This window comes from Pelovirga sp. C15f (genome assembly GCF_057178085.1).
The window spans coordinates 848,133-868,851 of record NZ_JBXUCV010000001.1 but is presented as its reverse complement, the minus strand read 5'-3'; the positions used below and the strand labels follow the sequence as shown (position 1 = coordinate 868,851).

18 protein-coding genes are annotated in these 20,719 nt (G+C 51.0%); 12 read left to right on the top strand and 6 right to left on the bottom strand.

From position 1 onward, the window contains the following. Positions 1-47 precede the first annotated feature (47 nt). From AC1931_RS04050 to AC1931_RS04030, 5 genes are all read left to right on the top strand, one after another. Positions 48-926 carry a DUF748 domain-containing protein gene (locus AC1931_RS04050; protein WP_483875942.1) on the top strand — a complete coding sequence of 293 codons (879 nt, stop codon included), beginning with the start codon at positions 48-50 and terminating at the stop codon, positions 924-926. A 169-nt stretch (positions 927-1,095) separates the two neighbouring features. Next, positions 1,096-1,641 carry a c-type cytochrome gene (locus AC1931_RS04045; RefSeq protein WP_483875941.1) on the top strand — a complete coding sequence of 182 codons (546 nt, stop codon included), beginning with the start codon at positions 1,096-1,098 and terminating at the stop codon, positions 1,639-1,641. A 107-nt stretch (positions 1,642-1,748) separates the two neighbouring features. After that, the gene (locus tag AC1931_RS04040) at positions 1,749-2,003 is read left to right on the top strand and encodes a GSU3128 family (seleno)protein (RefSeq protein WP_483875940.1); all 255 of its coding nucleotides are present in this window, start codon (positions 1,749-1,751) and stop codon (positions 2,001-2,003) included. A 125-nt stretch (positions 2,004-2,128) separates the two neighbouring features. Continuing rightward, positions 2,129-2,626, top strand: a complete 498-nt coding sequence (greB, locus tag AC1931_RS04035; RefSeq protein WP_483875939.1) for a transcription elongation factor GreB — start codon at positions 2,129-2,131, stop codon at positions 2,624-2,626. Between the two features lie 36 nt (positions 2,627-2,662). Then, on the top strand, positions 2,663-3,064 hold the full coding sequence (locus AC1931_RS04030) for a hypothetical protein (protein ID WP_483875938.1): 402 nt from the start codon (positions 2,663-2,665) through the stop codon (positions 3,062-3,064). Between the two features lie 18 nt (positions 3,065-3,082). Here the strand turns inward: AC1931_RS04030 and AC1931_RS04025 are convergent, their stop codons facing one another. Continuing rightward, entirely contained in the window at positions 3,083-3,598 is a 516-nt protein-coding gene (locus AC1931_RS04025) for a shikimate kinase (RefSeq protein WP_483875937.1), read from the bottom strand. A 194-nt stretch (positions 3,599-3,792) separates the two neighbouring features. Here AC1931_RS04025 and typA point away from each other — a divergent pair, with 194 nt between their 5' ends. The 3 genes from typA (at position 3,793) to AC1931_RS04010 (ending at position 10,395) form a co-directional block, all read left to right on the top strand. Continuing rightward, a complete protein-coding gene (gene typA, locus AC1931_RS04020) occupies positions 3,793-5,607 on the top strand; it encodes a translational GTPase TypA (RefSeq protein WP_483875936.1) in 1,815 nt (604 codons plus the stop codon). 248 nt (positions 5,608-5,855) lie between these two features. Further along, a complete protein-coding gene (locus AC1931_RS04015; RefSeq protein WP_483875935.1) occupies positions 5,856-6,512 on the top strand; it encodes a putative metalloprotease CJM1_0395 family protein in 657 nt (218 codons plus the stop codon). Positions 6,513-6,942: 430 nt separating this feature from the next. Then, on the top strand, positions 6,943-10,395 hold the full coding sequence (locus AC1931_RS04010; RefSeq protein ID WP_483875934.1) for a pyruvate carboxylase: 3,453 nt from the start codon (positions 6,943-6,945) through the stop codon (positions 10,393-10,395). Between the two features lie 147 nt (positions 10,396-10,542). Here AC1931_RS04010 and ptsP read toward each other — a convergent pair whose 3' ends face one another. From ptsP to AC1931_RS03995, 3 genes are all read right to left on the bottom strand, one after another. Further along, on the bottom strand, positions 10,543-12,858 hold the full coding sequence (ptsP, locus tag AC1931_RS04005) for a phosphoenolpyruvate--protein phosphotransferase (RefSeq protein ID WP_483875933.1): 2,316 nt from the start codon (positions 12,856-12,858) through the stop codon (positions 10,543-10,545). Between the two features lie 114 nt (positions 12,859-12,972). Continuing rightward, positions 12,973-13,953: an ABC transporter ATP-binding protein gene (locus AC1931_RS04000; protein ID WP_483875932.1), complete on the bottom strand. Its 981-nt coding sequence runs from the start codon at positions 13,951-13,953 to the stop codon at positions 12,973-12,975. 2 nt (positions 13,954-13,955) lie between these two features. After that, positions 13,956-14,915, bottom strand: coding sequence for an ABC transporter ATP-binding protein (locus AC1931_RS03995; RefSeq protein ID WP_483875931.1), 960 nt, complete (start codon positions 14,913-14,915; stop codon positions 13,956-13,958). Between the two features lie 237 nt (positions 14,916-15,152). Here AC1931_RS03995 and AC1931_RS03990 point away from each other — a divergent pair, with 237 nt between their 5' ends. Beyond that, the gene (locus AC1931_RS03990; RefSeq protein ID WP_483875930.1) at positions 15,153-16,031 is read left to right on the top strand and encodes a PHP domain-containing protein; all 879 of its coding nucleotides are present in this window, start codon (positions 15,153-15,155) and stop codon (positions 16,029-16,031) included. 73 nt (positions 16,032-16,104) lie between these two features. Here AC1931_RS03990 and AC1931_RS03985 read toward each other — a convergent pair whose 3' ends face one another. Beyond that, positions 16,105-16,893, bottom strand: coding sequence for an enoyl-CoA hydratase/isomerase family protein (locus tag AC1931_RS03985; RefSeq protein ID WP_483875929.1), 789 nt, complete (start codon positions 16,891-16,893; stop codon positions 16,105-16,107). Between the two features lie 33 nt (positions 16,894-16,926). Next, positions 16,927-18,060, bottom strand: a complete 1,134-nt coding sequence (locus AC1931_RS03980) for a M20/M25/M40 family metallo-hydrolase (protein WP_483875928.1) — start codon at positions 18,058-18,060, stop codon at positions 16,927-16,929. A 226-nt stretch (positions 18,061-18,286) separates the two neighbouring features. Here AC1931_RS03980 and AC1931_RS03975 point away from each other — a divergent pair, with 226 nt between their 5' ends. The 3 genes from AC1931_RS03975 (at position 18,287) to AC1931_RS03965 (ending at position 20,717) form a co-directional block, all read left to right on the top strand. Next, positions 18,287-18,928 (top strand): L-fuculose-phosphate aldolase, encoded by a 642-nt coding sequence (locus tag AC1931_RS03975; RefSeq protein ID WP_483875927.1) that lies wholly within the window; start codon positions 18,287-18,289, stop codon positions 18,926-18,928. Between the two features lie 69 nt (positions 18,929-18,997). Further along, the gene (locus AC1931_RS03970) at positions 18,998-20,113 is read left to right on the top strand and encodes a tetratricopeptide repeat protein (RefSeq protein WP_483875926.1); all 1,116 of its coding nucleotides are present in this window, start codon (positions 18,998-19,000) and stop codon (positions 20,111-20,113) included. Positions 20,114-20,135: 22 nt separating this feature from the next. Beyond that, the gene (locus AC1931_RS03965; protein WP_483875925.1) at positions 20,136-20,717 is read left to right on the top strand and encodes an acyl carrier protein phosphodiesterase; all 582 of its coding nucleotides are present in this window, start codon (positions 20,136-20,138) and stop codon (positions 20,715-20,717) included. The last annotated feature ends 2 nt before the right edge of the window (positions 20,718-20,719 follow it).

Genomic DNA, 20,719 nt, shown 5'->3' with positions numbered 1-20,719 from the left:
TAGGTTCTTCGTATGCTTCAGGCGGTTGATTTTTTGGGGAGTGATTTATGAACATGTTGGCTAAGTTGATCGGACTGGTGCTGGTGTTGGCACTGGCTGCCGGGGCGGTGGTTGTATTTTACGCCGATACCCTGGTGGAAAAAGGGATCGAGAAGGGGGGAGAGACGGCCCTTGGTGTACAAACCCGGGTCGGTAATATTGATATCTCCCTGGCCGGGGGGGAAGCGACCATGAGTCAGCTGGCGATTGCCAATCCCCCGGGATTTTCAGCGCAACAGTTCCTTGAGCTTGGTCAGGCCAATATAGCGGTATCGCTGAAGTCCCTGCTCAGTGATACGGTGACGATTCCACGGGTTGCGATCAGTGGTATACGCGTTAATCTTGAACAAAAAGGTGGCCGGAACAACGTCAATCCGCTGCTGGAAAGAGCACGCAGTCTGGCCACCGAAGGTGGCAATGCGGCGGGTGCCCCGGCATCAGCCAACCAGGAGAGCGGCAAAAAGTTTGTTGTTACACTCTTTTCTCTGGAGGATGTTCAGGTCAATGCCAATCTCGAAGCTTTTGGCCAGAATTCATCACTGAATCTGGTTTTGCCAAAGATTGAACTGCGCAATCTTGGTGATGAACAGGGCGGGTTGACCATGCCGGAACTGATAGAAAAGGTGGTTCAGGTTATTCTGACGACCGCACAAAAAAGTTCGGGGCAGTTATCACCAGCTCTGGCACGACTGCTCTCAGGCGAACTCAGTGATTTGCAGTCGCTGCAAACAGGGGTGATTGATCGGGCGCGCCAGCAGGTTGACAGTTTAACTGGTGATCTCGAAGAAAGGTTACAGATCACTGTGCCTGAGGAAGATAAAAAAGTGATCAAAGAAAAAGCCGGTGATCTGCTGAAAGGCCTCGGTGACCGTCTGGGTGGAAATTGAGGTAGACGGATATTGGTGGGTAAGTGTTCAGCACCGGAGCCTCAACCCTGTACCAGGGACAGAGTGTTCTTGGGTCTGTAGTATGTAACTGGTAACTTTCCATATGTGTTCTGGATGGTTACCCGGCGTCTGAGGTTGTTATGCGTTTTTCATCACAAGGAGAAATAAAATGAAAAAAGTATTGGTTCTGATTTTTGTCGCTTTATTTATGGTTGCCTGCAGCAATGATTCTACCGAGACAACACAGTCACCTTCACCGGCATCCAAACCTGCTGAGGGTACAATGGAGCGGGCAACAGATACTGTTCAGAAGGCTGCCGATCAGGTGATGGAGAAGGGTCAGGAAATTAAAGATGAAGCGGTACAATACGTTGACAAGGCATCGGATGCTGTTGCCGCCAAGGCGCAAGAATTGGAAGCGGGTGCTGAAAAATTGGTTCAACAGGGGAGCGAACGTTTAGCCGCACTGACACCCGCTGCAGCAACCTTTGATAAAGGCAGTTCGATTTATCAACAAAGCTGCCGCAGTTGCCATGATTCCGGGATTATGGGGGCTCCCAAGATTGGAAATGCGCGCTTTAGTGCAGATATAGAAGAACTGGTAGAAAACAGCATCAAGGGGATAGGTCGTATGCCGGCACGTGGTGGCAATCGTAATTTAAGTGATGATGATGTCCGCGCTGCGGTTGAGTATATGGTTGAAGAGAGCAAATAGCCTAGCGTAAACAAACCCAATTTTCGCTGGTTTGTGTCACTATAGAAACCCAAGCTCTTCTGCTATTATTGAGGAGCTTGGTTTTTTTTGCATCAAAGGAGGCGTGGATGGATATCCGTAAGAAGTTTTTTGATTTTGACTATCCGGAAGTTCTTGACATCAAAACCCGTGAATTGATCCGAGTAGCTTGTGCTATTGCGGTGCAATGCCCTGACTGACTCAAAAAGCACTTCGCGGTCGCGAAGGAGAATGGAGCCAGTGAGGATGAGCTGCTGGAAAGTATGGCCTATGGTATGATGGCCCCTGGTGGCAGGGCGAAGAATTTTGCCAAGTCGATGCTGGAAGACCTGGATCCGAGATAAATGTATATCTGCGTAGCATAACAGCCGAGATCCTGATCAATGCAGGGACTGAATTGTTACTCAAGTATGATATATCGACACAGGCAGCGTGGTGTTAGGCTCTGCATTGAATTGAAACCAGGCAAATGAACGAGCAACGTAAAAACTATATGACTCCCGGTTGTGCTGAACGACTCCGTGGTGAGTTGAAGTGTCTGCTGTATCAGGAGCGCCCACAGATGGTGGAAACCGTGGCGTGGGCGGCATCCAATGGTGATCGCTCGGAAAACGCTGATTATCATTATGGCAAAAAACGTTTGCGGGAAATCGATCGTCGCATCCGTTTTATCACTGGCCAGCTTGATAGCGCGATCATCGTTGATCCGTTGGAACAGGCAAAAAATGCCGGCGATCGGGTTCTTTTTGGAGCATCGGTCACCGTAGAAAATGGCGATGGTGAGCGGCGCTGTTTGAGTCTTGTCGGTGGTGATGAAATGGATGCCAGCCGAGGTCGTATCAGCTGGTTCTCTCCGGTCGGCAAGGCGCTTTTGGGTGCGCGCGAAGGAGATGAAGTAACAGTTCAGACACCTGGCGGGCGCGAAGAGCTTGATATCATCCGGGTTGAATATCTCCCCCTCGATTAGTCCGGAGAAAAATTACCAAGAGACAGGATCACGATCGTGGCACAGACAAATTTTAAAGAAATAAGCGTCGTTTTTTATCAGCGTCACTATCGTGCCGACAAATGGCGGCAGATGATTAACCAGGAAAAGCTTGACGCTCTTTTGGTCGAGTTAAGCGCGGAGTTGGTGCCCCTGGGGTTTGATTTCAAAGCGGTTGATGAGGCAGGCATGACCATGGATATCAAGGGTTACGGCGATTTGCTCAATAGTGTTCGATTACGCTGCCCCGCCCATGGAGTCGGTAATATGTGTCTCGGCCATGTGATTGGCGCCAGCCAACACCTTGATCTGGCTGAAGACATCCGCCGCGGGGTCAACCGGGTGTGTTTTGCCCCTGAAACCATCGAGCCACAAGGCAGTGACAAGGTTGTCTGTCATAATTGCGGGTGTGGTTGTTAGAAAGGCAGAATATAAAAATCAGGAGTCAGAAGTCAGAAGGTTGATGATTGTATCAACAACCTGGTGAACAGTCTGGCCGCTGGTGGGGATTTGTGAAAACTGGCGATATACTGGTTCACGTTCTTGTAACAGCCGGTTGATGTGCTCCAACGGGTGGGAATGTTGTAACAGTGGACGAATCTGTCCCTGTTTTTTGATGCGGTCCAGAATTTCTAGCGGTGTAGCCGTTAGACAAACGATTCGGCCGCTTTGCTGTAATACTCTGATGTTTTCCGGATTGGTAAAAAATCCCCCTCCAGTGGCAATAACCAGGTCGTGCCGATCAGCCAGATTCAGTGCCAGTTCAGCCTCCATCTGCCGGAAAGCCGCCTCTCCTTGACGGGAAAAGATGTCTGTGATGCGGCAATTGGTGCGCTGCTCTATCACGAGGTCGGTATCGATAAAGGTTGCGTCAAGCCGCGCCGCCAGGGCCCGACCGATAGTGCTTTTGCCGGTGCCCATAAAACCGGTAAGGATGATGTTCGATGGTGCCATGGTTTTTCCGGTTCGGTTGAAGGTTTTTGCTGACTCAGAACATAAGAATTCACGCCGGGACTGTCAAGTTTATATAAAAATAGCTGCATTAACAGCTAGATAGACTTGTTAATGATTTATCTTGGATTGCTTACCCTTTTCTGCCATAATCGCGCTCCTTTTGCCAGAAAATCATGATTTATAAGGGGTTTAGAATGATTGAAAATATTCGTAACATTGCCATTATCGCTCACGTTGACCACGGAAAAACCACGCTGGTGGATGCCATGCTGGTACAGTCGGGGGTGTTCCGTGAGCATCAGGTCATTACCGAGCGGGTCATGGATAGTAATGATCTGGAAAAAGAACGCGGCATCACTATTCTGTCGAAAAACCTGGCAGTGCAGCGCGGTGATCTGAAGATCAACATTGTTGATACGCCGGGCCATGCCGATTTTGGCGGTGAAGTTGAGCGAATTCTGAAAATGGTTGATTCGGTATTGTTGCTTGTTGATGCTTTTGATGGTCCGATGCCGCAAACCCGCTTCGTGTTGAAGAAATCTCTGGACCTGGGGATCAAGCCGATCGTGGTTATCAACAAAATTGATCGCCCCGGAGCGCGTCCGGAAGCGGTGGTCGATATGGTCTTCGATCTGTTCTGCGAACTAAACGCTAACGAGCAGCAACTTGATTTCCCCATTGTTTATGCGAGTGCTAAGTTCGGGATTGCTAAGGCGGTACTGGAAGAGGAATCAAAGAACCTGCAGCCTCTGTTCGACATGATTCGTGACCGCGTGGATCCTCCTTCAGGTGATCCGACTGCCCCTTTCCAGATGCTGATCAGCAGCATCGATTATAATAAGTTTATTGGCCGCACCGCGACCGGAAAAATCGCCAACGGCACCGTTCACGCCGGTGAGTCAGTGGCGCGGATTGACCGCGATGGCAAGGTGACCTATGGCCGCGTTACCAAACTGCTTGGTTACCAGGGTTTGCAGCAGGTGGAAATCAGTGAGGCCAGTGCCGGGGATATAGTCACGGTTGCCGGTTTTGAGGAAATGGGGATCAGTGAAACCCTCGCGGATGAAGATAATCCGCAAGCCTTGCCCTATGTCGCTATTGATGAGCCGACGTTGTCGATGAACTTTATCGTTAACAACTCCCCCTTCGCCGGTCGTGAAGGCAAATGGGTGACTTCTCGTAACATTCGAGAGCGGTTGACGAAAGAACTGCGGACCAATGTGTCGTTGCGGGTTGAAGATACTGCCAGTACCGACACCTTTAAGGTGTCTGGACGTGGGGAACTGCATCTGTCTATTCTGATTGAGAACATGCGTCGTGAGGGGTTTGAGCTTTCGGTTTCCAAACCGGAAGTTATTTACCGTGAAGTTGATGGCGAGAAGTGTGAACCGATAGAATATCTGGCGATCGATGTGCCTGAGGAGTATCAGGGGACGGTGATCGAAAAGCTTGGCAGGCGCAAGGCAGAAATGACTTCCATGCAGACCATGGAAGGCACCAACCGGATTGAGTTTCAGATCCCGGCACGAGGATTAATCGGTTTTCGTACCGAATTTATGACGGATACCCGCGGTACCGGCGTGATGAACCACAGTTTCCACAGCTATGCTCCCTACAAGGGCCCGATTGAGGGGCGAAAAAATGGTGTGCTGATTGCCATGGAAGCCGGTGAAACTGTTGCTTACTCACTGTTTAACCTGCAGGAACGGGGGATTCTGTTTGTTGGTCCCGGGGTGCAGGTTTACGAAGGGATGATCATTGGTCAGCACTCGCGTGAAAATGATCTGGTGGTTAATGCCTGCAGAGGCAAGAAGTTGACCAACGTCCGGGCATCGGGGAGTGATGATGCGGTACGTATTACGCCGCCCAAAAATATGTCGCTGGAGCAGGCGCTTGAGTATATCGATGATGATGAACTGGTTGAAATTACTCCAAAATCGATCCGTTTGCGCAAGCGTTATCTGGATGCCAACGAGCGTAAGCGTATGGAAAAACATTCCGCAAAATAGTGGTTACTGACTTCTTTGTGTTTGACAAGAAGTATCTGTTCAGCACCGGGTCGAAGGTTCTGCGGCAAGGACGGTGCTGAACAGATACGGTGCTGATTTATTTGCCGGGGCGCACGGATGATGCCCTGCAATGTTCCTACGCGTCCCCTGTCGCCTTTTTTTCTTAAAGGGCTGGAGGTGGAGATTATTTGTATTTAATAGTGGTGTTGTGGTAGATTCTCCGGGTAGGTCTTTTTATGGAGATATTGATGCTCGACACGTTGATCAGCATCGGGGTCCATAACCCCTTTCGTTTTGCCGCAATGACCCCTCGTTTCGGTCCCCCCCAGGGTGTCGCCGATACCGCTGAAGCAGACCGTAAGTCTGAAAAAACTGAAGAAAACCCCAAAGCTGAACAGGAACAGATTCGGGCGTCCTCTGTTGCCGATGAACTGGACCTTAGCCGTGAAGCATTGGAAATTCGTGAGTTGCAGATGCGCGACCGCGAAGTTCGCGCCCATGAGGCCGCCCATGCTGCAGCCGGGGGAGCTCACGCTGGTGCCCCTGCTTACGATTATGAACGTGGACCTGACGGGCGCACTTACGCTGTTGGTGGCTCTGTCAGTATCGATATTTCACCCATCCCGGGTGATCCTCAAGCGACACAGCAAAAAGCCCGGCAGATACGAGCAGCAGCTCTGGCGCCGGCGCAGCCCAGCGCTCAGGATATGAAAGTTGCTCAACAAGCTCAGGCAATGGCGGCCCAGGCACGCAGTGAAATAGCACAGGAGCAGACGGCAGAAAGAGAGAGACAACTGAATCCTGATAATAACACCCAGCCCGGGTTATCTGTTGAACAGGGGGCGTCGGCATATGCCAGGGGAGTCCATGATTCCGGCCCGGCACGACTGGAAATTTACAGCTGATGATTGCTTGACCTTCTTCCCTTTTTACCTTCGGGCTGGTTTTACCTGAGGCCGTACTCTTGCCGCTCCACACCCATCACGTCATTGTGCAACTTCCGCTGTGATAAGATCTGTACATAATAAAAATTAAAATCCAGTTTTTTGCAGCGATTATCCCTTATGGGGTAATTATTATTTAGTTTGTATGCTGCTGATTTTTCACTTGAAAGACCATAAAGGCGGTTCACTGTTCTTTATTTGGGTACCCTTTCTGATAAAAGTAAAACACTATTCTAGCTTGACAAAGTCGGTATTTTATTGTCTCTTTGCATCTTGAAACCTGCACAAGTTACTGAAATATAGTGATAAATTTACTTTTAATAAAAAAATTTAGTGATCTCAAAAATTCACAGATTTGATATTCGATCTCTTTCAAGGAGTGGCCAGTGTTATGAGTATAACGAAATTTAAAAAAATTATGGCAGCTAACCGGGGTGAAATTGCAATCCGGATTTTCCGCGCCTGTACCGAACTGGGCATTTCTACTGTAGCCATTTACTCCGAACAGGATCGCCTTTCTCTACACCGCTACAAGGCGGATGAAGCCTATCTGGTCGGCAAAGGGAAGGGCGCTATTGATGCTTACCTGGGAATCGATGAGATTATCGATCTGGCGCGCAAGAAAAATGTTGATGCGATTCATCCAGGTTACGGTTTTTTGTCTGAGAATGCGGAATTTTCGGCAGCGTGCGAACGTGCCGGTATTGCTTTTATTGGGCCTACCCCCGACATTCAGCGCCGTCTGGGTGACAAGGTTTCTGGACGCAAGGTAGCTGTTGAAGCCGGCGTTCCCATTGTCCCTGGTACAGCCGATCCGGTCCGCACTGAAGAAGAAGCTCTGATCTTCGCTAAAGCATCGGGTTATCCGATTATTGTCAAAGCCAGTGCCGGCGGTGGCGGTCGTGGTATGCGCGTCGCTCAAAATCAGAAAGAATTGCTTGAAGGGTTGCGCAGCGCAGCTTCAGAAGCTAAAGCCTCTTTCGGTGATGCGACGATTTTTCTTGAGAAATATGTAAAAAATCCCAAGCATGTTGAGGTTCAGATCCTGGGCGATAAGCATGGCAACCTGGTTCATTTTTATGAGCGGGACTGCTCGATTCAGCGCCGTCATCAAAAGGTCATCGAAATAGCACCATCTCTCTATCTGACACCAGAAAAACGTGAAGAACTCTGTTCTTACGCCCTGAAAATAGCTAACTCGGTGGGTTACATCAACGCCGGTACGGTTGAATTTCTGATGGACAAGGAGGAGAACTTCTACTTTATTGAAGTTAATCCGCGGATTCAGGTTGAACATACGGTCACCGAACTGGTAACCCTGCGGAATCTGGTGCAGGCGCAGATTCGTGTCGCCCAGGGACATAAGCTCAGTGATCCGGAAATCGGTATCAAAAGCCAGAAGGATATTGAACTGCGAGGTTTTGCGATTCAGTCACGGATTACTACGGAAGATCCCGGCAACAATTTCGCGCCCGATTTCGGCACCATCAAAGCCTATCGTACCGCTGCCGGTTTCGGTGTACGACTGGATGCTGCAGCCGGTTATGCCGGCGCTGTGATTACCCCTGATTACGATTCCCTGCTGGTCAAAATTTCAACCTGGGGGCTGACCTTCCTTGATGCGTCACGCACCATGCACCGTGCTCTACAGGAATTCCGGATTCGGGGAGTAAAAACCAATATCGGCTTTTTGGAGAAAGTAATTACCCATCCGGTTTTTTTAGCCGGCGATTGCGATACCTCATTTCTTGAAAAACATCCGGAAGTTTTCGAAGTACGCGTCAAGCAGGATCGCGCGAATAAAATTTTGAATTATATCGGTGATATAACCGTCAACGGATATCCCGGTATTCCGTCCCATAAAGCCCTTAAGTTTTCTTCTTTACGTGAACCGGATATCCCCGAAATTCCCTACGGCCAGCAGCATCCCCGCGGCACACGGGATATTTTACGCGAAAAAGGCCCGGAAGGTTTGGCGCAGTGGGCTCGCAATCACAAACAGTTGTTGATTACCGATACCACCATGCGTGATGCCCATCAGTCTCTGGTAGCCACCCGCTTTCGTACTTTTGATCTTGACCGGATTGCTGAAGCAACTGCGCACCTTGGTGGTGGTCTCTTCTCCCTGGAGATGTGGGGAGGCGCTACCTACGATGTATCCATGCGTTTTTTACGCGAAGATCCGTGGGAACGCCTTGATCGTTTGCGCGCCAAGGTACCGAATATTCTTTTTCAGATGCTGCTGCGCGGTTCAAATGCAGTGGGTTACACTAATTATCCCGATAATGTCGTTCAGGAATTTGTCGCCAAGGCAGCACAGAGCGGCATCGATGTGTTCCGTGTCTTTGATTCACTGAACTGGACCAAAGGGATGCAGGTGGCGATGGATGCCGTGCGCAAGAGCGGCACCATTTGTGAGGCAGCTATCTGCTATACCGGCAATATTCTTGATCCCAAACGCGATAAATATCCGCTGGAATATTATGTTTCCATGGCCAAGGAACTGGAGAAGATGGGTGCCCATATTCTGGCCATCAAAGACATGGCCGGCTTGATCAAGCCTTTTGCTGCAGAGAAACTGGTCAAAGCGCTTAAAAATGAGGTCAGTTTGCCGATTCATCTGCATACCCACGATACCTCCAGTAATGGTGGGGCCATGCTGTTGATGGCGACTCAGGCCGGTTGTGATATTGTTGACGTGGCTCTGTCATCAGTTTCCGGCTTGACCGCGCAGCCTAACATGAATGCTCTCCTGGCAGCTCTGGAGGGAACCATCTGGGATCCGCAGATGGACAATGACGGATTGCAGGAACTTGCCAACTACTGGGAAACCTGCCGCACCTACTATGCCCCTTTCGAGTCGGAACTTCGCAGCGGAACGGCACAAGTTTACTACCATGAAATTCCCGGCGGTCAGTATTCCAATTTCAAGCCGCAGGTTGAAGGCTTAGGGCTGGGCCATCGCTGGGAAGAGTGCAAACGGATGTATCGCACTGTCAACGATATGTTTGGTGATCTGATCAAGGTCACGCCGTCGTCTAAAATTGTCGGCGATATGGCCATGTTCATGGTGCAGAACAATCTGACTCCGGAAGATGTTTTTGAGCGTGGTGAAGAGATGGCCTTTCCCAAGGGGGTAGTCGATTTCTTCAAGGGGATGATTGGCCAGCCCTATGGTGGTTTTCCTGAACGCTTGCAACAGATTATCCTGCGCGGTGAACAGCCGTTGACCTGCCGTCCCGGGGAATTGCTTGAACCTGCTGATTTTGTCCTGAAAAAGGATGAACTTGAGAAAAAGCTCGGGCATAAGGTGTCCGATCGTGATGTCCTCTCTGCCGTTCTCTATCCCGGGGTTTATGAGGAATATGATCGCTTTCGCCAGGAACACAGTGATGTTTCGGTATTACCGACCCCGGTATTTTTCTACGGTCTTGATATCGGTGATGAGGTCACCATTGAGATTGAGCCCGGCAAGACCTTGATCGTGAAACTCAGTGCCATCGGGCGCGTACGTGAGGACGGTACCCGTCATATCTACTTTGAACTCAATGGAGAACCCCGGATGACGACCGTTGTTGATCACTCGGTAGAAACCGATTCCCGGAGCAACGTCAAGGCTGATCCTGACAATGGCCATGAGATCGGTGCACCGATGCCGGGTAAAATTTTCAAGCTGATGGTTAAGGAAGGGGACAGGGTTGAAGAAGGCGATGTGCTGGTGATTACCGAGGCGATGAAAATGGAGACCAATGTGAAGACGCGCCGCGCCGGAGTCATTAAACAGCTGGTTTTTGATGAGGGAGATCCGATTGAGCAGGGAGATCTGCTCGCTGTTATAGAATAGAGCTTTTTAAATAAAGTTAGTGTGCTTCAGCCGGACCATCTTACGAGAGGGTTCGGCTGTTTTTTTGCTTAAATTCGTAACGAATAATCTGTCATTGCAGCCGCAGGGCAGGTAATCCTGTGCTGATCAGAGACAAACAAAAGGTGCTCAGTATGCCAGATGCGAGTCGAGCAGATGGCGAATGTCAGAGCTGTCACCGAGTTTCAGTGCCTGGTGGATGATGCCTTCAGCTGCGCTACTGTCGAGCTGGTTGATGATGTTTTTCAGCTGGGGAATATAGGGTGCAGACAAGGAAAAATCACGGATACCCAGACCGATCAAGGCCAGCAGGCAAGCCGGGTCGGTTGCCATCTCGCCACACACACACAGCTGTGTCCCCTCACTACGGGTGACGGCAACCAACCTCTCGATGCTCTGCAGCACCGCCGGATGGAGTGGATCATAGTGGTTCTGCACGCGTGGGTTGGATCGATCAGCGGCCAGCAGGTATTGAATCAGATCGTTGGTGCCGAGGGCAAAAAAATCGACCTCCTTGGCCAGGTGGGGCGCCAGATGGATTGCCGCTGGAAGTTCGATCATCGCTCCGATCTGAATATGTTGTTGGCAGGGGATCCCTTCTTTTTCCAACTGCTGTGCCGCTAGTCGCACCAGTTCTTTGCAGCTGCGAATCTCATTTAAGTTGGAAATCATCGGGAAAAGCAGTCGTAACGGGCCGGCGGTTGCGGCCATGAGGATGGCTTCCAGCTGGACCTGGAAGATATCAGGATAGTCAAGGCTGATGCGTATTGAGCGCCACCCCATAAAGGGATTGTTCTCCTGCGGCTGGCGAAAATAGGGGAGACTTTTGTCTCCACCGATGTCGAGAGTACGAATAGTAACCGGCATACCGGCAAATTTTTCGACAACCTTTTTATAGAGCTGATACTGCTGATGACGGTCAGGAAAGCCGCTGTGGGTCATGTAGAGGAATTCGGTACGGTACAGACCGACCCCTTGGGCTCCGTGCTTGATAGCGACATCGACGTCGCTGATCAGCCCGATGTTGGCGCGCAAGAATACCTGTTGGCCGTCGCGGGTGGTAGCGGTGACATCACGTAACAGCAGCAGACGCTCTTTCTCCTGCAGCCGATCCTGTTCCAGGCGCTGGTACTCAGAAATGATGTTGGCCGATGGATTGGGGTAGAGGCAGCCGGCATTGGCGTCGAGGATCAGGAAGTCATTGGGACTGATGTGGGTGGTAACACCTTCAACCCCGATGACTGTTGGAATGCCGAGTCCCTTGGCCATGATAACTGAATGAGAATTTGCTTCGTTGGACTCCAGCACGATTCCCTGGATTTTTTCATGGTCAAGGATTGCCATATCCGAAGGGAGCAGACGCTTGGCGACCAGAATGCTGGGTTGCGATAATTGCAGTCCCTCTGGTGCCCGGCCGACCAGGTTGGCGAGCAAGCGTCTGCCGACATCTTCCATGTCCGCCGCACGCTCACGCAGATAGGGATCTTCCATCCGGGCAAAGGCCGCGAGATAGCCATTGATCACTTTTTTTAAAGCATAAGGGGCACTGTGGCGTTCTTCGATCAAGTGATGCAGACGTTCAATGAGACCGCGATCTTCAAGAATCATTAAATGGGTGTGAAAAATCGCGGCATCTTCCTGACTAAGTTGGGCGGCAACCCTTTTCTCCAGATAAAGGGTTTGAATACGGGTCTGACGTAAGGCATCATCCAGTCGTGTCAATTCCGCATCAATATCGATGTTGCATTCATCAAAAATATCAGCAAAGCCGTAATCATGGTCAAGGATCGTCACCGGGCCGGTTATGATGCCCGGGTAGGCCATTTTACCATAAAGGGAAATGGTTTGAGACGGTGCGGTATTGCCAGTTTGCGCTGCTGCGGAGGCGGGTAGTGGCGGCCCGGGGGTTTCATAGCGATGCAGGGTGTCGAGCAGTCTGGCATTTACGACAATTGAAGCGACCTGAAAGGCGATGGTGGTTAAGGTTGCCAGCTCATCATCAGAAAAGTGATGAATATCACGAGTCTGGATAACCAGAACACCGATGGAGGCACTACGATCCTGCAACGGAATACCGACGAAGGTGTGGAATTGCTCCTCACCGGTTTCATGAAAGAAACGATAATCGGGATGGTTCTGGGGATTAATGATGGCCAGAACCTGTTGCTCTGCGGCAACCTTGCCCGTCAACCCTTCACCGATCTGTAATTTTACCTTGCCGATTGACTCAGGTGTCAGACCGTGGCTCGCTCGCAGTACCAACGTGTGCTGGTCCTCGTCCAGCAGGTATAATGAGCAGACTTCCGAATGGGCACGGTCGGCGACCAGGTGAACAATATTGTTGATGGTTTCGTGGAGATCGTGGGATCGCAGAATCAGCGCACTGATATCCTGCAGGGTATGTAACCCGAGTTTAAGATCTGATTTTTTTTTTATTCTAGCCATGGAGTATCTAGGGGATTGGGTTAATCGGCAGGTTAGCAGGCATTTTAGCCTAACTCCGGCTTATTTGCGAATGTTATTTCACATCTGTGGGTAGCGGGGCGGGGCGCAGGCTTATCACCGGACCAGATAACGACCGACCTGATCACTGTGGTAACAGGCTACATGATGGTCACCGGCAAGAGCCTCCAGCGCTGGCATCTGTTGCCTGCAGCGGCTGTCCGCATAGGGACAACGTGGATGGAAATGACAACCGCTTGGGGGATTGACCGGTGAGGGAATTTCTCCGGGCAGGGCCAAGGGACGGGAATGTTTTGGATCGGGCACTGGAACGGCGTTGAGCAGTGCTTCGGTGTAGGGATGACGGGGATTTTTATAAAGCTCCGCAGCTACACAAAGCTCAACGATATTACCCAGATACATGACAGCGATGCGGTCACTGACGTGTTCGATCACAGCCAGATCATGAGCAATAAATAAATAACTTAGTTGTTGCTCTTCGCGAAGCTGTTTCAGCAGGTTGAGAATCTGTGCCTGAACCGAGAGATCAAGAGCGGACACCGGTTCATCGGCGATGATCAGCTCCGGTTCCACTGCCAAGGCCCGTGCGATTCCAATACGCTGGCGCTGGCCACCGGAAAATTCATGCGGGTAGCGCTGCTCGTGTAATGCCGACAATCCGACTTTTTCCAGCAGGTCGATGACACGGTCGCGAATCTGGCGGGTCGATACCAGCCGGTGGATAATCAGCGGCTCACTTAAGATGGCGCCGACCGTCATACGGGGATTGAGGGACGAGAAGGGATCCTGAAAAATCATCTGCATGCGCCGCCGCCAGGGGCGCATTTCTGCCGCAGAGAGGCCGGTCAACTCAGTGCCGGCATAAAAAATCTGCCCTTGATCGGGCTTGAGCAGCTGCAGAATCAATTTGCCTGTGGTAGATTTGCCACACCCGGACTCGCCTACCAGGCCCAGGGTTTCGCCCGCCTGGATAGTAAAAGACACATTATCGACTGCGACAAGTTTTCCGCTATTGCGGCCAATTGGGTCAGATACCTTAAAGCTTTTTCTTAAGTTTTTAACCTCGAGGAGTGCCATGCTTATGAATGTCTCCAGCAGCGAACCAGATGGTTTTCTGCAACTTCTTTAAGGGTGGGGCGGTGCTTCTGTCCGCTCTCGCACAGACAGTCACAGCGTGAGGCAAACAGGCACCCTTCATGGTTTTTGGTTAGATCAGGAAGTTGACCGGTGATTGAGGCCAGGCTGCTTTTTTCTCCAATGCGCGGTACGCATTGCAATAATCCCCTGGTGTAGGGGTGCAGCGGGTTGGAAAATATCTTGTCAACGCTTCCCATTTCGATAATCTGGCCGGCATACATGATCGCCACCCGGTCGGCGTTGCTTGCGACGATTCCCAGATCATGGGTAATCAACAGGGTTGCCATGCGCCGTTCTTGTTTTAGTTTCAGCAGCAGATCCATGATCTGAGCCTGAATTGTGACATCGAGAGCTGTTGTCGGCTCATCAGCAATCAGCAGCTTGGGATCACACGCCAGAGCCATGGCGATCATTACCCGTTGGCGTTGTCCCCCTGAAAGCTGGTGTGGGTAGTCACGTAACCGCTGTTGTGGATCGGAAATACCAACTTGAACAAGACTATGAGTTGCCTGAGCAAGAGCCTCGCGGTGGGAGAGCCCTTGATGAAGGCGGAGCACTTCAGCAATTTGATCACCAATCTTCAGAACCGGGTTCAGGGAGGTCATAGGTTCCTGAAAAATCATCGAGATGTCATTGCCACGGATCCGGCGAATTTCTATTTCAGGCAAGTGCAGCAGGTCGCGCCCGTCAAGATGGATTTCGCCACCGACGATACGCCCTGGTTCCGGGAGCAGGCGTAAAATAGAGAGGGCGGTCATGGATTTGCCACAACCGGATTCTCCAACCAACGCCAGGGTTTCGCCTTGCTCAATATGAAAAGAAACCCCGTCAACAGCCTTAAGCAGACCATTGCGGGTGAAGAAGTAACTTTTGAGATTGGCGATGGACAAACGTGGGGGCATATGGCTCATTGCTCCTTAGCAGGCTAATCCATGTGTACATGCTGGTGGTAAATTGGTCAAGGGCTCCCGTTGATCTCTGTTCGTCACTCCTGGAGGGTTCTAATATTTGAGCAAGACAAGATTAAAGCTGTCCAGCATCGGATCGGGATACTGAGGCAAGGGCGCTGGCGGAATAGTTTATCTGTCTTTTTCATTAAAATACTGGCGTTACATGAAACAAACAAGAATAATAGAAGCATGAATTGTAACTATGTTGATCTGCATATCCATACGACCTGTTCAGATGGGTTTTTCCGCCCTGAAGATGTCGTCATGGAGGCCTCACGGGCCGGCCTAGTGGCTATTTCCCTGGCCGATCATGATAATATTGACGGTATTGATCAGGCCTCTTTGGCTGCTTCCTCCATGGGTGTTGAGGTCATTCCGGCTGTCGAGTTGTCAAGCCAGTGGCAAACCTATACCGATATGCACCTGCTTGGTTATGGCTTCGATCACCATGATCCGCGCCTGATTGCCGAACTTGGGCAGTTTCAGTCATTTCGCGCCAGCCGCAACGAACAGATTATTGATGCCGTAAATCTTAAACTGGCTGAAGAAGGACGGACGCCAATCTCTGCCCAGGAAGTGCGCAAGCTGGCGGGCGGCAGTATCGGGCGGCCACATATAGCTCAGGTGCTACGCCAACATCATTATGCCAGCAGTAACGAGGACGCTTTTACCCGCTATCTGGTCCCCTGCAATGTGGCAAAACACTATTTTCCCGCAGATGAGGCGATTAATCTGGTGCACGCCTGCGGGGGTATTGTGGTTCTGGCGCACCCGCCCTACGTAACCCGTGATCGCCGTCAGCTTGAAACTCTGGTAGCAGAGCTGGTGAGTCTGGGGCTTGATGGGATCGAAGCCTACAATAACGGTTCCGGCCTGGAGGACACTGACTGGCTGATCCGTCTGGCGGTACAACATGGCCTGGTTGTTACCGGCGGTTCAGATTTCCATGGTGAGCCCGGTTCAGCCATTCAGATCGGTCATGGCCTGCGGGGTATCAGGGTCCCCTACGACTGTGTCGATCAGATTAAAGATGCCCTGATTCAGCGTGGCGAACCGCTGCGCTGGTAATTAATTCCTGCCCTGCTCAGCCCCGGATCGATGTTCCTGTGTCAAGAGCGACAGCAGAAAAGATAACGATCTTTCATTGATCGCGCCATTTCGGTTGGCGTTTTTCCAGAAATGCGCGCATCCCTTCTTTTTGGTCAGCAGTCGCAAAGCACAACCCGAACAGGTCAGCCTCGTAAGCAAAGGCACGATTCATATCCATTCCCAGACCATTGTTGACCGCTTCCTTGATCAATTGCAGCGCCATTTTAGGTTTCGCCGCGATGATTTCCGCTAATTCCTGTGCCCTGGTCATCAGCTCGGTCGGCGTGACCACTTCATTAACCAGACCGATCTGCGCTGCCTGAGCGGCGCTGATCCGTTCACCGGTCAACATCATCTGTTTAGCCATACTGCTGCCTACCAGCCGCGGCAGGCGCTGGGTGCCGCCCCAGCCGGGGATGATGCCAAGGTTGATTTCCGGCTGCCCGAGCTGGGCATTGTCGGAGGCAATCCGGATGTCGCAAGCCAGGGCGAGTTCACAGCCGCCCCCTAAGGCATAACCGTTAATGGCAGCAATAAATACCGTGCTGCCAAGTTCGATTTTATTAAACAGTTGCTGAACATCGACAGCAATTCGGCGGGCCCCTAAAGGATCAAGGGGTTGCATGACGCCGATATCTCCTCCGGCGACAAAGGCCTTTGCGCCGGATCCCGTGATAATGGCAACCTTGATATGGGGGTCGGCTTGAATCGCGCTGACGGCAGCATCAAGTTGTTGCAGGGTCAGCTGATCCAGCGCATTAAGGGCCTGGGGGCGGTTGATGGTTATCAGGGCAACGGCGTCAAACCTTGTGGTGATAACCTGCTCGCTGGTTGTCTCCATTGTTGGTTCCTTTTGTCTGTATGAGTGAAAAAATCAGGCGTTCTGGATAATTTCCACCAGCAGGGTGCTGACCTTCTCCATATCAGTAACTGCCACCTGTTCCTGTGGCGTATGAACCTTGGCCATGCCGGTGCCAAGAATTACCATTTCAATACCGTGACTGTTAAAGATATTAGCGTCGGACCCGCCGCCGGCGGCGGCAATCTGCTGTGGGCGCTGCAAGGTCTTGCCGGCATTCACTACCAGTTGCACGATGGAGGCAGTTTCCGCTATCTGCATGGCGGGAAAATCTTCCCTGATTTCTATCGCCATGGATGCAAGCCGGGTCTTGCCGTCGACCACCACGGAGCTGTTGTAAACTTCTTCCTCGCAACAACGGATGATTGCCTCTGTAACCTGTTGCAGTCGCTCCGGTTGGTGGCTTCGCACCTCGCCGCTCAAACTGACCTGACCGGGGATAATATTGGTAGCGATGCCGCCGTTGATGGTACCGATGTTGGCCGTGGTGTGTTCATCGACGCGCCCCAGAGTCATGCGCGCAATCGCTTTACTGGCTATTGTAATGGCAGATAGCCCTTGTTCCGGGCAGACACCAGCGTGAGCTTCGAGGCCGTGAATGTCAATTTTCATGCGGTTGGCGGCGGGGGCACGGGTAATGATGCGGTCAATGCCGGTGGTATCAAGGGCGACTCCACGTTTGCCTTTGAGGGTTGAAAAGTCGAACTCTTTTGCGCCCAACAGTCCCAGTTCTTCACAGACGGTGATAACGACCTCTAATGGTCCGTAGGGAATATTGTGTTCGTTAAGGACCTCGATGGCTTCGATCAGTTCGGCGATTCCGGCTTTATCATCGGCACCCAGAATGGTATTGCCGGCACTGGTAAAAATCCCGTCTTTCAACACCGGCTGGACATTTTCCGCCGGGCTGACGGTATCCATATGGACACTGATAACAAAAGGCTCCCCTTCACGGGAACCGGGAAAACGGGCAATCATGTTGCCACTGTTGCTACCGATAGTGGCCCCGGCAGTGTCAAAATCTACAGTAGCACCAAGTTGGGAAAAGCGCTGGTGCAGATAGGCGGCTATGGCCGCCTCCTGGTAGGACGGACTGTCGATTGAGGCAAGGCGAAAGAATTCATCGGCAATTCTTTGTTGGTTGATCATTGTTTTTTCCTTTTTTTTATGGTGTCTTCTTTTGTGTCGATTGGTTTTTTTCTGGTAACAATGCTAGCAGCTAAAACCTGTGCTGGACAGAGAAAAGTGTTAACTGTTACAATCCTTAAATTAAATTTATAGATAAAAGTTGAACTAGTCTTGGGAAAAACATGTTTTTCAATCAGGACTTTTAACTATCACAGCAAACTGGACTCTCCGCACGCGGAAAATATTTATGATGCTGGCAGAACAACGACAACAGATTGTTGATTATGGCATGAAGATGGTTCAAGCCGGATTAACGACAGGCAGTGGTGGCAACCTCAGTATCCTCTGTCGTGAGACCGGCCTGGTCGCAATCGGGCCGAGTGGCATTGATTACGCTGACGTCAGCAGTAAGCATATTGTTATCGTTGATCTTGACGGTCAACGAGTTGAAGGCTGCCTGAAACCTTCAAGCGAATTGGGCTTTCATCTGGCGTTGTACAAGGCCAGACCTGATGTCGCCGCGGTTGTTCATACTCACTCTGTTTACGCAACCACGATGGCATGCCTGCACTGGGAAATTCCAGCAGTCCATTATCTTGTGGCTTTCTCGGGTCAGAAAGTTCCCTTGGCCGACTATGCTACATTCGGCAGTCCTGAACTGGCTGAGAATGTGGTGACCGGGATCGCTGATTATCATGCCGTGCTGTTGGCGAATCATGGTCTGGTCGCTGTCGGTACTGACCTCAAGCAGGCTTTTAACGTGGCAGAAGAAATTGAATTGGTTGCCAGAATATACTATCAAGCCAAATCGGTTGGTGAACCGGTTCTGGTCAATCATGAAGAGATGAAAACCGTCTTGAAGAAGTTCACTACCTATGGGCAACAGTAAGCGTGAGCGGTTTTTTTGAATTCCGGTCTCTCTGGAATTTCTATGATAAATGCAAAGTAAGGAGTCAGTGTGAGTCAGGTTATAAATCAATCTAGTGAAAATCCACAGGCACAGATTTCGATCATCGATCTGTCTAAAAAAGCACGACAGAAATTGCGGGCAAGATGTTATGACGATGCCAGGCAGTTGTTTGCTGAAGGCCTCGAACTTGAGCCGGACAATCCTTATCTGTTGTCAGGGATGGGTGATGCCAGTCGTGAAATGGAGAACTTTGAGGTTGCTGAAGAATGCTATCAAAAGCTTTTGCACATCGATGAAAAAAACCTCTTCGCCCTGCGCGGTCTTGGCGATGTTTATAAGAAACTGAATCGGCATAGCGATGCCATCATCATGTGGGAGCGCTATCTGCATCTGCGTCCCCGCGACAAGCATGTGATGTCACGCATTGCCGATAGTGCCAAGGTGTTACTGCAATTTGAGCGTGCTGAGCAAATGTATCTCAGTATTATCGAGTTTGCGCCGGACGATCGCTTCGCGCTGTCGGGTCTGGCAGACTTACAGCATCGTCTTGGTAAAGACCACGAAGCGATTCAGCTTTATGAAAAGATACTGGGATTTGGCGGCAATTCACTGCATATCCTTACGATTCTCGGTAAGTTGTGCTGGCGGGTCGCCGATTTTGATAAGGGGGAAATTTATTTTCGCCGCGCCCTTGAGATCGCCCCGGATAATCCCTACGCCCTTTATGGTCTGGGAAACTGTCACCGCTGGCATAAACGCTATAAAGAAGCCATCGAGGTCTGGCAGAAAATTCTTGAGGATTCTGAAGGTACGCAGGCCCTGCATACGCGCATGGGCGATGCTTATTACCATATTGGCATGAAGCAAGAGGCTGCCCGGTCGTATCGGCGCTCCATCAGTTTCGGACGTGATCCTTTTGCGCTGGCAGGGCTTATCTGTTTGTCCGTTGATACCGGCGATCTGGAGACGGCGGTTAACACTTTTGTTGAGCTGGTGGTGGTGGATGAGGATCCCTTCTATCAACTCGACATGCTCAGCCGCCGCTTTATCCGAGATCAGCATAGGCATCTGATGGAGGGCTTCTACCGCCATTTACTGTCTGTCAACAACAGCGATCGCGAGTTTGATGATGATTTAGCCGCAGCGATGAAAAAACTCTGTTGATGCTGATGTTGGGTCATTTTACATGAATTATCTGGCCCATCTGTATTTTTCTGCACCGCGTCCGCTGGCCTGGTCCGGCTCACTGATGGGTGATTTTTTTAAAGGAAGTTGTTTCGGTGAGTTGCCCGATGACCTTGTAGCCCACCTCAGGCTTCATCGCCGGCTGGACACGTTTACTCGCGACAGCCCACCTTTCCAAGCCAGCCGCCGCCGTTTATGCTCTTCTTTTGGCCATGGTCGCAGTATCCTGGTGGACGTGTTCTACGATCATTTCCTCGCCTGCCAATGGCAACATTACGCTCATCAGCCGTTACAGGAATTTGCTCACGACGTTTATGGTGGATTGCAAGCCTGCCGGGTTTATCTGCCGCTACGTCTGCAGGAACAATTGCCGCGGATGATCGCCAATGACTGGCTGACATCCTATCGTCAGGAGGAGGTCGTAGAACGGGTGCTGGGGCGTCTTGAACAACGATTGAATCACAGAATTCCGCTGGCCCGGGGGTATGATCAGCTCCATCAGCACCGGGAGGAACTGGAGAAGGACTTCGCTGCCTTTATGGTTGCTGCTGCCGACTATGTCGAATCGATCCGCAGGACTTGAAG

What these genes read in the sequence shown, in the direction of transcription:
- AC1931_RS04050 (WP_483875942.1), top strand. Translation starts at nt 48, where the DNA reads ATGAACATGTTGGCTAAGTTGATCGGACTGGTGCTGGTGTTGGCACTG.
- greB (WP_483875939.1), top strand. Translation starts at nt 2,129, where the DNA reads ATGAACGAGCAACGTAAAAACTATATGACTCCCGGTTGTGCTGAACGA.
- AC1931_RS03995 (WP_483875931.1), bottom strand. Translation starts at nt 14,915, where the DNA reads ATGCCCCCACGTTTGTCCATCGCCAATCTCAAAAGTTACTTCTTCACC.
- AC1931_RS03975 (WP_483875927.1), top strand. Translation starts at nt 18,287, where the DNA reads ATGATGCTGGCAGAACAACGACAACAGATTGTTGATTATGGCATGAAG.
- AC1931_RS04010 (WP_483875934.1), top strand. Translation starts at nt 6,943, where the DNA reads ATGAGTATAACGAAATTTAAAAAAATTATGGCAGCTAACCGGGGTGAA.
- AC1931_RS03980 (WP_483875928.1), bottom strand. Translation starts at nt 18,060, where the DNA reads ATGATCAACCAACAAAGAATTGCCGATGAATTCTTTCGCCTTGCCTCA.
- AC1931_RS03965 (WP_483875925.1), top strand. Translation starts at nt 20,136, where the DNA reads ATGAATTATCTGGCCCATCTGTATTTTTCTGCACCGCGTCCGCTGGCC.
- ptsP (WP_483875933.1), bottom strand. Translation starts at nt 12,858, where the DNA reads ATGGCTAGAATAAAAAAAAAATCAGATCTTAAACTCGGGTTACATACC.
- AC1931_RS04000 (WP_483875932.1), bottom strand. Translation starts at nt 13,953, where the DNA reads ATGGCACTCCTCGAGGTTAAAAACTTAAGAAAAAGCTTTAAGGTATCT.
- typA (WP_483875936.1), top strand. Translation starts at nt 3,793, where the DNA reads ATGATTGAAAATATTCGTAACATTGCCATTATCGCTCACGTTGACCAC.
- AC1931_RS04025 (WP_483875937.1), bottom strand. Translation starts at nt 3,598, where the DNA reads ATGGCACCATCGAACATCATCCTTACCGGTTTTATGGGCACCGGCAAA.
- AC1931_RS03985 (WP_483875929.1), bottom strand. Translation starts at nt 16,893, where the DNA reads ATGGAGACAACCAGCGAGCAGGTTATCACCACAAGGTTTGACGCCGTT.
- AC1931_RS04015 (WP_483875935.1), top strand. Translation starts at nt 5,856, where the DNA reads ATGCTCGACACGTTGATCAGCATCGGGGTCCATAACCCCTTTCGTTTT.
- AC1931_RS03990 (WP_483875930.1), top strand. Translation starts at nt 15,153, where the DNA reads ATGAATTGTAACTATGTTGATCTGCATATCCATACGACCTGTTCAGAT.
- AC1931_RS04045 (WP_483875941.1), top strand. Translation starts at nt 1,096, where the DNA reads ATGAAAAAAGTATTGGTTCTGATTTTTGTCGCTTTATTTATGGTTGCC.